This is a genomic window from Bradyrhizobium sp. USDA 223 (assembly GCF_044909005.1).
Lineage (GTDB): Bacteria > Pseudomonadota > Alphaproteobacteria > Rhizobiales > Xanthobacteraceae > Bradyrhizobium > Bradyrhizobium yuanmingense.
In genome coordinates, this window is sequence record NZ_JBIYDR010000001.1 from 2786233 (window position 1) to 2799230 (window position 12998).

The following is a 12998-nucleotide window of genomic DNA, read 5'->3' on the forward strand; positions in this document are numbered from 1 at the left end:
CCCGCACGAAGAGCGTGGATGCCCGGCTTTCGCCGCGCCGAAGCGGCTTCGGCCGCGCAGGCGGGACAAGCCCGGCCATGACGTCGGAGAGAAGCAGATCGCCGCTACCGCCGCGCGAGGGTGCAACCGCTCGACAGCTGGCGCGTCGATCCGGTCGAGCCGTCGTTCGAATGCGAGGGGAATTCCTCGAACGGCGAGTTCTGCTTGCCGGTGTTGAACTCGAAGATCTTGCGGAACAGGCCCGGCGCCATCGCCGAGATCGGATTGACGCGCATCACGGGCGCGGCTGGCGTGCCGACGACCTCGTAGGTCACGCCGATCAGCCCCTCATTGTTGCCGCCACCGAGGAAGATGCCGAACAGCGGGATCTGGCCGAAGATGTTGTTGACGCCGTACATCGGCACGAAGGTGCCGCTCATGCAGACCTGGTTGCCGGGATAGTCGATCGAGCCCTCGATGGTGGCGCCGATCATCGGCCCCTTGACCACGCCATCGCGGATCGTGAGTGCGCCGTTTTGCCGGGTGAACTCGGCGCGCAGCGCGCTGAAGGAGACACCGTTGCCGGTGCCGTTGGGCGCGCCGGCAGCCACGCGCTCGAGCTGCGCCTCGCCCTTCACGGTGAAGTCGCGCACGTTGATCAGGCCTTCACGCGCGGTGTTCGGCTCGGAGGCCGGCGGCTCCATCGCCACCACCATCTGGCCGCCGACCGCCTTGGTGTAGGTGTCGGTGAAGCGCAGCAGCGCGCCGGCATCATTGGTCTGCAGGTAGATCACCTCGCGGCTGCCCTGGGCGCGGCCACCGCGCAGATCTGCCGCGACAGGCGTGTCGCGGCCGATCTTGCCGCTCAGCGTCAACGCCTTGATGGCACCGTTGCGCTTCGACATCTTGGCGTCGAGGCTGCGCATGGCTTCGCCGTTGAAGCCGGCGACCGCACCGAGCTTCACATCGATGTCGAAATCGACGTTCTTCAGCTTGTTCTTGTCGTCCTTGGAATTGCCCGAGATCGCCGACTTCAGGAAGCCGCGGCCGTCGAACACGTCGCCACGCATGGTGCCGCGCAGCACACCGTCCTGGCTGCGCTCCACCCTGAGCGAGGCCTTGTCGCCGTCGGACGGCGCGTAGGTCGGGAAGTTCGCGTTCACGAGATCGCTGTTCGCGTCGAGCTCGAGCGAGCCCTTGATCGAGGCGCCGCCGCCTTCGATGACGATGTCCTCGAAACGCGTCGATTGCGCCGTCGGCACCACCTTGAAGCTGGCCTTGCCGGACTTGCCCGGCAGCTTGACCCAGCCAGGCAGGATGTTGTCGAGCCTGACCGAGGTCAGATCGGCCTCGACGCCGAGCTTCGTCGTCTGATCCGCGCCGCTCGCGATCTTGCCCGACAGCTTGATCGGCAACGATCCGATGACGGCGGGGCTGAGATCGAAGCCGAGCCGCGCGCGGCTGGCATCGTCCAGCGTCGCCTGCAGCCTGACATCCGCGTCGCCCTCGGCCGGCTTGCGATAATCGAGCGAGGCCGCCTGGCCGTTGATCTTGACGTCGCCCTTGACCTGATAGCCCTGGTTGTTGGCTGATATCTTGAGGTTGTTGGCTTCCAGCTTCTGGTTCATCACCAGCTTGTCGGCGGCAAAGCCGTTGAGATCGGCGGTGACGGCGTAGGTGGTGTCGGCCTTGGTCAGCTCGCCCTTGACCGGCATGCCAAGCTGAATGTTCGCCGAGAACGTTCCCTTGCTGGTGTTGGGATCGACGACGGTCGCCGACAGGTCGCTCAGCCGATCATTGGCGAGCATTTCAGCGGCCGCGGGCACCGGCCCCTCCACACGGAACCTGCTCCGCGACGGCGACGGCTTGGGCGCCATGTCCGGCACCTCGAAGACGAAGTCGGAGATAGTGACCTTGCGGCCCGCGGGGGTATCGGCAATGCCCTGCCCGATGTTGACAGTCGCGGTACGACCGGTCACGCGCGCCTTCAGATCGGCATCGCGCACCACCGGCATGCCGTCCACGGGCCGGACCGCAACGCCGCTCGCCACGATGTTGACCGACAGGCCGTCGTCCGGAATGGGCGGACCCTTGCGCGGCAGGTTCCTGGTCGGCGAGTTGACGCCGATCTCGATGCGCTGGAGCGTGCCGCGCTCGATCCGCTCGATCACCCATTCACGCAATTCGGGGACGATCAGCGTCGGCCACATCCGCTTCAAGGCCGAGGCCGACATCGGCGTGCCCGCAAAACCGAGGGTGAGCCGCGGCTCGCCCGAATAGTCGATGGCGCCGGTGCCGGCGACGCCGATCTCGCCGTTGGAGACGTCGGCCTGTGTCAGCAGGATGCGCTTGTGGTCGGTGTCGAAGCGGAAGCCGATCGCGATGCGGTTGAAGACGAGCGGCGGCTCGTTGTCGATGCCGCCGAGCAGGATCGAACCGCCGCTGAAGCCGAGCTGCCAGTCGTTGATGTTGCCGTTGGGTGGCTCGACATGGGCCAGCAGCGTCAGGCGGTTCGCGCCGGAGAGAACCTTGAACGGCGCGACCAGCACCCGCCGGTTCGCATCCCACTCGACGTTGATCTCGGCCGAGTCGATTGCCATCGGGTAGTCGGGCGTGTCGGTATCGATGATGTTGCCGGCGCCGACCGCGATCTTGCCGCGGAAGAAGGTCGGCACGCCGTCGCGGCCGAGCTCGCCCTTGAGCTCGCCCGTCAGCGGCAGGTCGGCAGTGTAGGTGAGGTCCTTCACCCGCAGCGCCAGCAGGATGTTGGAGGTCGAGACCTTGTCGGCCTTGATGTCGACCGAGCGCACGCCGTTCTCGGCCGGGCCGATCGTGGCGCGCAGCATCCACGGGCGCGCGCCCTGCTCGCCGAGGCTGAGCGCGACGCCGCCGCGGCTCGGCCGGCGCAGGCTGAGCGTGATGTTCTCGAACGACCATTTGCTGCCGCGCTGCTGATCGTCGACGATCAGGACGCCGTTCTTCAGACCGATCTCGTTGAGGTTCTGACCGTCGAGGCCCGTCATGCTCAGGCTGTCGAGCCAGTCGAGGCCCTGAAGGATGCCGCTCTGCGCGGTCGCCTGCGGTGCAGCCTGCGATGCGTCCGGGCTCGCAGGCGCGGTCGCGAATGGCGGCGGGGGGACACCGCTGCGTGGGAATGTCGGCGGCAGGCCCGCGTCCTTCTTGGACGCGACACCGGTCGCCAGCGGCTTTGCGGTGTCGCCGGCCGACACGGTGACGGTGCCGTCGGGCGCAATGCGGATGGCGAGCTCGGCATCGACCAGGTTGAGACTCTCGGCACGCAGGTGCCCCATCAGGAGGGCCGCACCCGACAGCCTCACCTCGGCCTTCGGCGCGCTGGCGACGACGGCGTGATCGCGGTCGCGAACGATGATGTCTCGGATGCGGACGGCGACGCGGACCCGGCCCGCCCGCTCGATCTGAGTGCCGCCGACCTCAACGGTGTTGCCGTGGCCGATATTGTCCTCGATCGCGGCTGCGAGCCACGGGGTTGCGATGTCCAGACTGATGGGACCGGCACCGAGCCGCCACCACAGCGCACCGAAACAGCCGATGAAAATGACGATGACGGTGGCGACGGCCACCGCAAGGCGCTTCAGCCAGCGTCCCCCACCCGTCCAGCGGCGCAGCGCGCCAAATCCACCACCGAAGCGAAGAAAGCCCGAGCCGGAACGCGCCAGCAACCGGCGTGCGCGATTGCGTGCAGCCGCTTCCTGATCCGGATCCCAGTCGGCGTCGTCCCACTCCTGCGGCTCGAATTGGCCGCCGCGCCGATCAAAATCCCGGTTGTAGTCCTGGGGCGACGTATTCCTTGCCATTGCCTCTCGATACAGGCGCCCGTCATAGGATTGAGCGCCGCCGGGACCGCAGCCGTTCGCGGGAAGTGACGCTCCCTGCGCCGGCACTGCCGCCATACCTCGAATATTCCTGCTGTTCGTCATTTCGCCCCGGGAGCGCGTTCAACGAGCAGTGGGGTGGTGCGTGGAATTCCTTGTAACCATACTCCGGCGTCGCCAGACTTGCCCAGCCGAGGGCACGATTCCGGCTCGCCGGACAAGAGCTGCAATACCGCTTCGGTTGACCTGTCGAAAGCGTCGAAAGGAAGGCGTATGTCCAAGAAATCCCGAAAGAAATCGTCCAAAACGCCCTCCGGCAGTCCGACCGCTACAACGAAGTCCGCAAAAACGCGGGCATCGACTCAAACAAGATCCGCGAAAACGCAGCGGACACCGGCACGCAAATCAGCTGCGACCATAGCAAAAGCAGGATCACATAAGGCCCCATCGAAACAGTTAAAATCCTCCAAATCCGCCTCCTCTCCGGCTGCGGTCAAGTCGGGCTTGAAGTCCGGCTTGAAGTCCGGCTTGGCCGAGGGCCAAAAGGCCCCGGCCTTCCGCCTGCCGCGCGATGGCGGCGACGTGGTCACGCTGGCCGACTATGCCGGCCGAAAGCTCGTCCTGTTCTTCTACCCCCGCGCAGACACCCCCGGCTGCACGCGGGAGGCGATCGACTTCACGCGCCTCGCGGGCGCCTTCGCTGCCGCCGGCACCGCCGTGCTCGGCATCTCCGCCGATCCGTTAAAGGCCCAGGAGAAGTTCCGCGACAAGCACAAGCTCGGCGTGCCCCTCATCTCGGACGAGACGCATGAGATGCTGGAGGCGTATGGGGCCTGGGGCGAAAAGTCCATGTATGGCAAGAGCTTCCTTGGGATTCTTCGCACCACGATCCTGGTTGGGACCGACGGTAAGATAGCGCGGATCTGGCGCAATGTCCGGGTCGATGGCCATGCCGACGAAGTGCTGGAGGCGGCAAGGAGCCTTTAACCAATCCTTTAAATTCGCGCGTTCCCATTTGCGGAAAATTAACCATGCGCGGCCCAGATTGCGGCGGCAATTGAGCCGCAAGGAACCCATCCGACCGGCGCGGGAGTGCCGATGTCGAAAAGTTCTGCCCAATACTCGCAGTACCCCCAACATCATCCTCACGACCACGGACGGGCTTTCCGGCGCCCCCTGGGTGCCCCGGCGGCGGTGACCGCGATTCCCCTGCCCGCCACCGACGATGCCTACACCATCGTGCATGCCGGCAAGCAGGTCCGCTTCGGGCCCGTGGTGTTCTGGATCGTGGTCGGCACCGTCGTGCTGCTCGGACTGTGGTCGGCCGCCACCGCCACCTATTTCGCGTTCCGTGACGACGTCCTGACCCGGCTGATCGCCCGCCAGGCCGAGATGCAATACGCCTATGAGGACCGCATCGCCGAGCTGCGCGCCAAGATCGATCGCACCACCAGCCGTCAATTGCTCGACCAGGAACAGTTCGACCAGAAGCTCGACCAGATCATGAAGCGCCAGACGGCGCTGGAGTCCCGGGCCACGGCGCTTGGCGCCATGCCCGACGTGACCGGCTCGATTCCCCGCACCGCCCCGCAGCGGAGCGATGCAAGCCCGACCACGCCAAAACCGTCGCCGATCAGCGACACCGTGATCTTCGTGGCGCCGCCGGATCGCGAAGCGCGCCTCGAATCGCGCGCGCCGAACGTATTGGCGGCGCCGACCAGACAGTTCGCCAAGAACCAGGGGTTCGACAACGTGCTGGTACGGCTCACGGCCTCGCTTGATCAGGTTGAGCGTCGCCAGATGGCGGCGCTCAACGCGGCCGAGGAAAGCATGGATTCGCGCATGCGCCGGATGCGCAGCGTGGTCAGCGATCTCGGCCTGAACCTTGCCCATCTCGAAGCCGCGGTGCCGCGCAGCGCGATGGGCGGACCGTTCGTCCCCGTCAAGCTGACGGCGAATGCCGGACCGTTCGAGAAGCAGCTTCACCGCATCCACACCACGCGCGCCGAGATGGACCGTCTCAACCGCACGCTGGCGCTGGTGCCGTATCGCAAGCCCGTCATCGGCGAGGTCGAGTTCACGTCCGGCTTCGGTGTGCGCAGCGATCCTTTCCTGGGTCGGCCCGCGATGCACACCGGCCTCGATTTCCGCGCCGCCAGCGGTGATCCCGTCCGCGTCACCGCCTACGGCAAGGTGGTTTCCGCCGGCTGGTCCGGCGGCTACGGCCGCATGGTCGAGGTCGACCACGGCAACGGGCTTTCGACCCGCTACGGCCATCTCTCCGAGATCAACGTCAGGGTCGGCGAAGTCGTGAAGATCGGCCAGGTCATCGGCCTCGTCGGCTCGACCGGCCGCTCCACCGGTCCGCACCTGCACTATGAGACCCGCATCGAAGGCGAAGCGGTGGATCCGCAGAAGTTCTTGCGCGCCGGCGTACGGCTCAGCGCGGGTTAGGCCCGCCCCTTTCAGTTTCGCAGCGCCGGGTTTCCCGAGAGCCAGAGGAGCGACCGGCGGCCGAGAGCCTGCGCAGTGAGCCGAGTGCACGCCCGTCGATCACCAGCAGCGCGCTGCCGATGACGATTGCGCCCGCGATCTCGCGCGCGGAGATCGGCTCATCCAGCAGCAGCCATCCCAACAGGATGGCGGTTACGGGAATGAGCAGCGTCACCAGCATCACGTTGCTCGCACCCGAGCGCCGCACGATCTGAAAGAAGACGATGTAGGCGAGCGCCGTCGAAAGCGCGGCGAGGCCGAGCACGGCGAGCCAGGTCGTGAGGCGCGGCATCGGTAGCTGCCAAGGCCGCTCCACCACGCCAGCGACGACCGCCATCATGACGGTCGATGCCATCAGTTGGAACGTGGCGGTCCCGAGCGGCACTGCGTCCTTCGGCAAGCGCCGCGCCGCCAGCGCCGCAAAGCCGTAGCTCAGTGCGCCGCCGAGGCAGAGCAGGATGCCGAGCCCCTGCCCCGGCCTCGTCTCAAAACCCCATCCGCGCAGAAGGATCACGCCGGCAAGGCCGAGCGCCACCCCGGCCGTGCGGCGAACCTGGAAGCCCTCCTGGCCCGCCGCAATCATCACCACCACCGTGAACATCGGCGTGGTCGCGTTCAGAATCGAGGCCAGCCCACTCGGAATGAAAGTCTGGCCGATCGCGATGAGCGAGAACGGGATGACGTTGTTGAGCAGCCCGATCGCGATGAACGGCGCCCAGCCCGCCGCGCCCTTGGGGAAGCCGATCCCCTGCATGCGGAGCAACAGAACGAGAATGGCCGCGCCAAGCGCGACACGCAGGAACACCAGCGTTAGCGGCGGCAATTCCCGCAGAGCCGCGCCGTTGAAGAAGAACGAGCCGCCCCAGAGGATCGAGAGCACCGCGAGGAGCGACCAGTCGCGCGCGTCGATCCTGTGGTCGCTTGGGGGCATGAGGTCTTACATCCCTTGGCCGAGCCCGCTGACCTAGGGCGACGGGGCGAACAGTGCCACCCGATTTCCGATGCAGAGCCGTTTTACGAAGCTGATGCCGGCAATGAATTGGGTGATCGAATTGTCCCACGCGATGCTGGCCGACCAGGACTCGAACCCATACACCCCATTCGCGAATCGAGCGGCAAGAACGGAGCCGTGCTGCTCGCCTCGCCTTATCGAACCGTCACCGGCAGACTCGTGAACCCCCGCAGCACGTTGTTGACGGCCCTGGTTGGCATCCCCAGTTCAAAGCGGGATACCCGGCGTGCGAAAGCCGTCATCAACGCAGTGATCTCCAGGCGCGCTAGATGCATCCCGGCGCAAACATGCGCTCCGATTCCGAAACCGAGGTGATCACGGACATCCCGTCTCACGTTGAATTTCTCTGGTTCTTCCCACTTACGCTCGTCGCGATTTGCTGACGCGTAAAGCACGAGGACTCGCGATCCGGCGGAGAGTTTCACTCCGTCCAAAACCGTGTCTTCCGCCACGACCCGGGTGAAGCCCCGAATCGGAGACTCCAGCCTTACGGCTTCGTTGATGGCTGCGGAGATCAGCGACGGATCCCGTCGCACCAAGTCCCACTGGTCGGGATTCTCGCCGAAGAACCAGATCAGGCTGCCCGTGGCGAAGATCGTGGTGTCCAGGCTCGGGCTGATATAATCACGCATCATCGCCGGGCATTTCTCCATCGAAATTTCTCCGCCTTTTGCAGCCTTCCAGATCGCGGCCGCCCAGCCGTCGGGTCTGAGACGGGCGATGGTGGAAGGATCGCGACAATAAGCGTGAAGCTCCTGTATCTGCGGCAAGGCCGCCGTGCCGCGCGAATTCATGGCACCAAGCGCATCGAACGTCGCAGCCGCCCAGCGCAGCATGTTCGCACGTCCATCCTCGGGCAGCCCCACCAGATCGGACACGATCGACACCGGTAAATGTCGAGCACAATCTTCTATCGCATCGAAACTCCCCCGCTTCACCAGACGCGCGACCAGCGCATCGGCTTCGGCCTCGATCCGCGGGGCAACATCCTTTAGCGCTGGCGCCGTCAACGGCGCGCGTATGATTCGTCGCATTTTGGTGTGTTCGGGTGGATCACTGGTGATCGTGTTGCCGATCGAAGAAGAATTGATCAATTCATTGGCGGCGACCCCGCGGGCTGAGGAGAACTTCGTGTGATTCATCAACACCGAGCGTACATCGGCAAAGCGGCCGACCGCCCACAGTCCGTTCCTGGGCAGCCATACCGCCGGGCCTGCATCGCGAATGGCCTGATAATGGCCGTAGGGCTCGGCGATCACCTCATCGCTGTAGATGTCGACGTCGTATGACGCAGCATCAACAAGGGTATGTTTCGTAACCTCCGCGGGTGGAGCGAAGCGCATGCCAGGGTCAGACACCATCGCACCACCGATCGATCTTCGCGCCGTCGAGATTGTCGCGCAGGCGATTTGCGAGCCGGCTCGAATCGACGTCGTGTAGGGACTTGCCGCCGGAAATATCCAGAGCGTGGGCAGCTGCCTGCCCCATCGCAAAGCAGGGTCCCATGACACGGACCGAGGCCAGAGCCGCGACGTCGCCATCTATACATCGGCCTGCCGCGATCAAGTTGTCGCTATCCCGATGCACGAGGCTGCCCAACGGCACATAGTGCATGTGGTTGCGATCCTCGAAAGTTTCCCAATGCACTGTCTCGGCGCTGTCATGCGCCTCGACCGGCCATGAGCAGCGCGCTACGGCATCGGCGGGGCGATGGCCGGTCCGGACTTCATCGATGGTGAGTTGGTGCGCGCCGACGAACCAGCGGGTTTGCCTGATTCCGGGCAAACCGTAGGCCCGGATACGGACCTGGCCCATCGACCTCGGAAACTCCCGCCGCAAAAATTCCAGCACCTTGTCGGCTTGGTCCCTGCCCTCGAGCGTAGCGCGCGTGGCCGCGATTGGCTCGGTCGGATTGGGCATGTGCGTCATGTTGACGGTCGCCACGCCGCGGCCGGGAAATGCGAAGATGAATCCATCCTCGCGGCTCAGACCGTATTCGGCCTTCTTGTTCTTCAGAACCTCTGCGACATGGAATCCGTCGAAATTGGGGATCGCATCTTCCGCGAAGCCCTCTAGCAAGATCATCTGCGTGCCCCATTGGGGTTGATGGGGTTCGCGCACAGGTAATCCGGCGTGCCATGCAACGGCAGCATCGCCCGAGGCGTCGACAAATCCATCCGCGCGGACGGCCAAATCGCCCCATCGCGTCGACACATCAAGCTCGACAACGCGACGACTTTCAACACGGGCCGAGCGCAGGACGGCACCCAGCACCAGGTTCACATTTGCACGCGAGAGTGCCCGTTCGCTCCAGCGACCGCATAGCATCTCGTCGTACTGTAGAACGATCGTGTCCAGCGCACGGCGGGCGTGGATTGCGCCGGCGCGATGCAGTTCGTTCAGCATATCGTCGACCGCGCCGAACGTAACGCGGTATGGCCGCGGGCCGTTGGAATAGAGGCCGCATATCGTGCCGAGCAACGTCCCGACAAGCTGGCCGCCGATCGTCGGCATGGCGTCGAGCAGGACGGTCTTGCGGCCTAGGCTGGCTGCCGTCAGGGCCGCCATGATTCCTGCGGCACCGCCTCCAACGACGCAGACTTCCGCGTCCAGGGTCATTCGTTCTCGCGCCCTGGTGACAGTGCGGGTGGCAAGATTAAGGGTCATGGACTTACTCGGCGGAGATGCCGCGGGCTTTCACCAACGCGGTTGACTTGCCGGCTTCGTTCTTGACGAATTCGCGGAATTCCGCGCGCGTCATGTTGAGAATCTGAAAGCCGAGATCGAGAAATCGCTTGGTGACCTGCGGCTGCCGCATCGCATAGCCGACCTCTTCGCTGAGCCGCTGGACAACTGGCTCGGGTGTACCCGCCCGTACCACAACCCCGAGCCACAAAGACATCACGACATTGGGCAGCCTGACCTCGTCTGCAGTGGGTACGTTCGGTAATTGCGGCAAGCGCTGAGGCCCCGCAACGAAGAGCGCCTTGATATTGTTCGCACTGACGTTAGGCAGCCCGGGTCCCAAACCGTCGAACAGCAGGTCAACTTGCGAACCTATCAGGTCTTGCATCGCCGGCGCTGAACCTCTGTAGGGGACATGAACCAGCTGGATGGCCGCGTCCGCCTTGAGCATTTCCCCGAGCAGGTGGCCTAGGCTGCCGTTGCCTTGCGAAGCATAATTCAGCGCCTTGGACTTTGCTGCGGCAACAAGATCGGCGGTTGAATTGAACGGGCTGGATTTTGGCACATAAAGCAGCATCGGCATCAACATCAGTGGAGCAACCGGCTCCAGATCTGTCAGCGGGTCGTAGCTGAAATTCGCATAGACGGCCTTGTTGATTCCGAGCGAAGCGGTGTCACCGATGAGAAGCGTGTGTCCGTCCGCCGGCGCGCGGATCAGGGCGGTGCCCGCGATCTGACCGCCGGCACCCGGCTTTGTTTTCGACGATTACTGGCTGGCCGAGGCGCTCTCGCAATACTTCCGCCAGCGCACGAGCCATCAGATCGGCGGGACCACCGGCAGGATAGATCACCAGGATGGATAGCGGTCGCGACGGAAATTCCTGCGCCTTCGCCCTGCCCGGCACCGTCATGGCAATTGCGAGCATCAGTGCCGTTGAAATCGCTCCTGCGCGCGTAAGCATTAGCGCCTCCCCTTGCTGAAGTTCGGCTCGAACGGCCGATTTTCAGTTTCCTCAAATGCCGCCCTTCGTTGGCACGTGACGTCAGGACTCTAGGAGCAGTATGAGTTATCCTTATAATGCCAATTGACTATGACTGTTATTCACTGGCTGTATAACCCTCGAGGTCGTGATGACTGTTGAAGTACGCCTGCTGGAATTGTTCCTGCGCGTGGCTGAACTCGGCAGCATCAACAAGGCAGCTGCGAGCGTGCATCTGTCGCAGCCGGCGTTGTCGCGGCACATTGCGCTCCTCGAACACCAGATGGGCAACAAGCTGTTCATCCGCACTCCGGGCGGCGTCGACCTCACGGAGGCTGGCAAGATGCTCTCTGATCGCGCCCGTCCTCTGTTGCGCCAGCTTACTCTCCTCAGAGAGCAGGTCGGCGAAAAGGCCTCGGGCCAACTTGCCATCGGCACGCCGCCCGCATGGCAACAGGTGGTGACATCCCCCTTCGTGGAGAAGCTTGCGGAGCGGCACCCCGGTATCACGCTCCGTGTCTACGAGGGTGTCAGCAATATCTTGCGCGAGTACATGTCCGCGCGCCTGCTCGACATTGCCATTGTGCCGTACGACTCCTCGCCTACCGCCAGCTACCGCAAGACGCCGGTGGTGCGCGAACCGATGGTGCTGGTCGGTCGAAGAGAGGATGCACTACACCCCGAAAAACCGGTCGCACTTTCTAGGCTTGACGGCTTGCGGCTGGTGCTTCCGGGACGTCCGAATGTGGCGCGGATCCAGATCGAGCACGCCCTGGAACGCAAAGGTATGCAGTTTCGATTGGCCGTCGAGACCGACACGCTGAGCCTTTGCCTCGACCTTGCACGCCGCGGAGTCGGATATGCCGTCGTGCCAGCCTCTTCGGTCTTTGAGCATGGCTTGGGGGATGCAATCAGTTGGGGACCGATTAAGGGGCAATTCGTAACCTGGGCACTCTGCGAGAATTTGGACCGAACTCACTCGCAAGCGGTGCGCGAGGGCCGCGCGCTCCTGATCAAGGCGGTGTCCGACGCGCTCGAGCTCAAGGTCTGGGCGCGCGCCGAACGTCCAAAAGCCAAAGCCTAGCGAAGCGTACGCGCCGATCCATGGGAACGTCCGTTTTGGATCCACAAGCCGCCGAACACCTGAAGGCGGAGACTTCCGCTCTGCGTTGCTAATCTGAAGTATGAGGACACGCCCTAGCCAGGCTTCTTCGGCCGCGACACCAGCTCGATCATCTGCCTTCATCCTCATCAGGCATCACCGCGTGCGCGTAGGCTCCTCACGAATATCCAGCGCGCCAGCAGCACTTGCACCGCAACCGCGTGCGGACCTCTACGCGGCCAGAAACGGTATCTGGACCGCCAGTGTGAAGCCGTTGACCATCAGCAGGCCACCCGCAGCACCGACAATGCCGCCGACGATCGCAAGCCACGGCAGCGTCGCGACAATCGAGACCGAGATCAGCACGATGGCGATCTGCAGGAGAGCTTCGGCATAGTCGAAGTAGGGATCCTGCTTCAGTGCATGGTCGCGCTTGCCCTCGTAGTCCTTGGCCTGCGCCATCAGTTCTTTCTTGCCCTCCTGCGTCTCGGGCTCGGACTCGTAGCGTGCTGCCGTCTTGCGATAGGCCTCCGCTTTTGCCTTCAGGGCCGTCCTGGCCTCGGCATTGAGGCTTTCGTCCTGCAGGAACGCCAGTTCGATCGCGTCGGCCGCGAGGTTATAGTCGGTCTGGCGAATGGTCTTGGCCTGGTAGAAGGCATAGTGGTTCGCGGCATAGATGTTGTTGTTGGTCGCCTCCTTGCCGGCGTTGGCTCCGCCAAGCGCGGTGATGGCGAGCAGCATCGCCAGAATGGCGATGCCGACCGCCGCGCGCTGCTTGAAGCGGTCGTTCACCTGCTCCTGATCCATCATATCCGCGGCGTCTTCAGCTTTCATCGATCGGCTCCTCCTCGCTCCTAAAAAGCGCAGGCACGATAAACAACGGCGTTATGTCA

The 12998-nt window shown here is 64.1% G+C and carries 8 protein-coding genes and 1 pseudogene; 3 read left to right on the forward strand and 6 right to left on the reverse strand.

Going from position 1 to position 12998, the window contains the following annotated elements:
- Positions 1-104 precede the first annotated feature (104 nt).
- Positions 105-3911 carry a DUF3971 domain-containing protein gene (locus ABIA40_RS12840; RefSeq protein WP_271546701.1) on the reverse strand — a complete coding sequence of 1269 codons (3807 nt, stop codon included), beginning with the start codon at positions 3909-3911 and terminating at the stop codon, positions 105-107.
- Positions 3912-4106: 195 nt separating this feature from the next.
- Between ABIA40_RS12840 and ABIA40_RS12845 the strand changes: the two genes are divergently transcribed.
- Together ABIA40_RS12845 and ABIA40_RS12850 are read left to right on the forward strand one after the other, a co-directional pair.
- The gene (locus ABIA40_RS12845) at positions 4107-4820 is read left to right on the forward strand and encodes a peroxiredoxin (RefSeq protein WP_404541335.1); all 714 of its coding nucleotides are present in this window, start codon (positions 4107-4109) and stop codon (positions 4818-4820) included.
- Positions 4821-4931: 111 nt separating this feature from the next.
- Positions 4932-6287, forward strand: a complete 1356-nt coding sequence (locus ABIA40_RS12850) for a peptidoglycan DD-metalloendopeptidase family protein (protein WP_404541337.1) — start codon at positions 4932-4934, stop codon at positions 6285-6287.
- Here the strand turns inward: ABIA40_RS12850 and ABIA40_RS12855 are convergent.
- The 4 genes and pseudogenes from ABIA40_RS12855 to ABIA40_RS12870 all read right to left on the reverse strand — a co-directional run.
- Positions 6274-7257, reverse strand: coding sequence for a DMT family transporter (locus ABIA40_RS12855; protein ID WP_404541339.1), 984 nt, complete (start codon positions 7255-7257; stop codon positions 6274-6276). The two genes, ABIA40_RS12850 and ABIA40_RS12855, sit on opposite strands and share 14 nt — an antisense overlap.
- Positions 7258-7472: 215 nt before the next feature.
- Positions 7473-8681, reverse strand: a complete 1209-nt coding sequence (locus ABIA40_RS12860; RefSeq protein ID WP_404541341.1) for a cytochrome P450 — start codon at positions 8679-8681, stop codon at positions 7473-7475.
- 7 nt (positions 8682-8688) lie between these two features.
- Positions 8689-9957, reverse strand: coding sequence for an FAD-dependent oxidoreductase (locus ABIA40_RS12865; RefSeq protein ID WP_404541343.1), 1269 nt, complete (start codon positions 9955-9957; stop codon positions 8689-8691).
- Between the two features lie 52 nt (positions 9958-10009).
- Positions 10010-10768 (reverse strand): annotated as a pseudogene (locus ABIA40_RS12870) (Bug family tripartite tricarboxylate transporter substrate binding protein); the annotation flags it as partial.
- Between the two features lie 386 nt (positions 10769-11154).
- On the opposite strand from ABIA40_RS12870, the gene ABIA40_RS12875 reads away from it, so the two are divergent.
- Positions 11155-12087, forward strand: coding sequence for a LysR family transcriptional regulator (locus ABIA40_RS12875; protein WP_404541345.1), 933 nt, complete (start codon positions 11155-11157; stop codon positions 12085-12087).
- Positions 12088-12336: 249 nt separating this feature from the next.
- Here the strand turns inward: ABIA40_RS12875 and ABIA40_RS12880 are convergent, their stop codons facing one another.
- Positions 12337-12939: a DUF4337 domain-containing protein gene (locus tag ABIA40_RS12880; RefSeq protein ID WP_404541347.1), complete on the reverse strand. Its 603-nt coding sequence runs from the start codon at positions 12937-12939 to the stop codon at positions 12337-12339.
- Between the last annotated feature and the right edge of the window lie 59 nt (positions 12940-12998).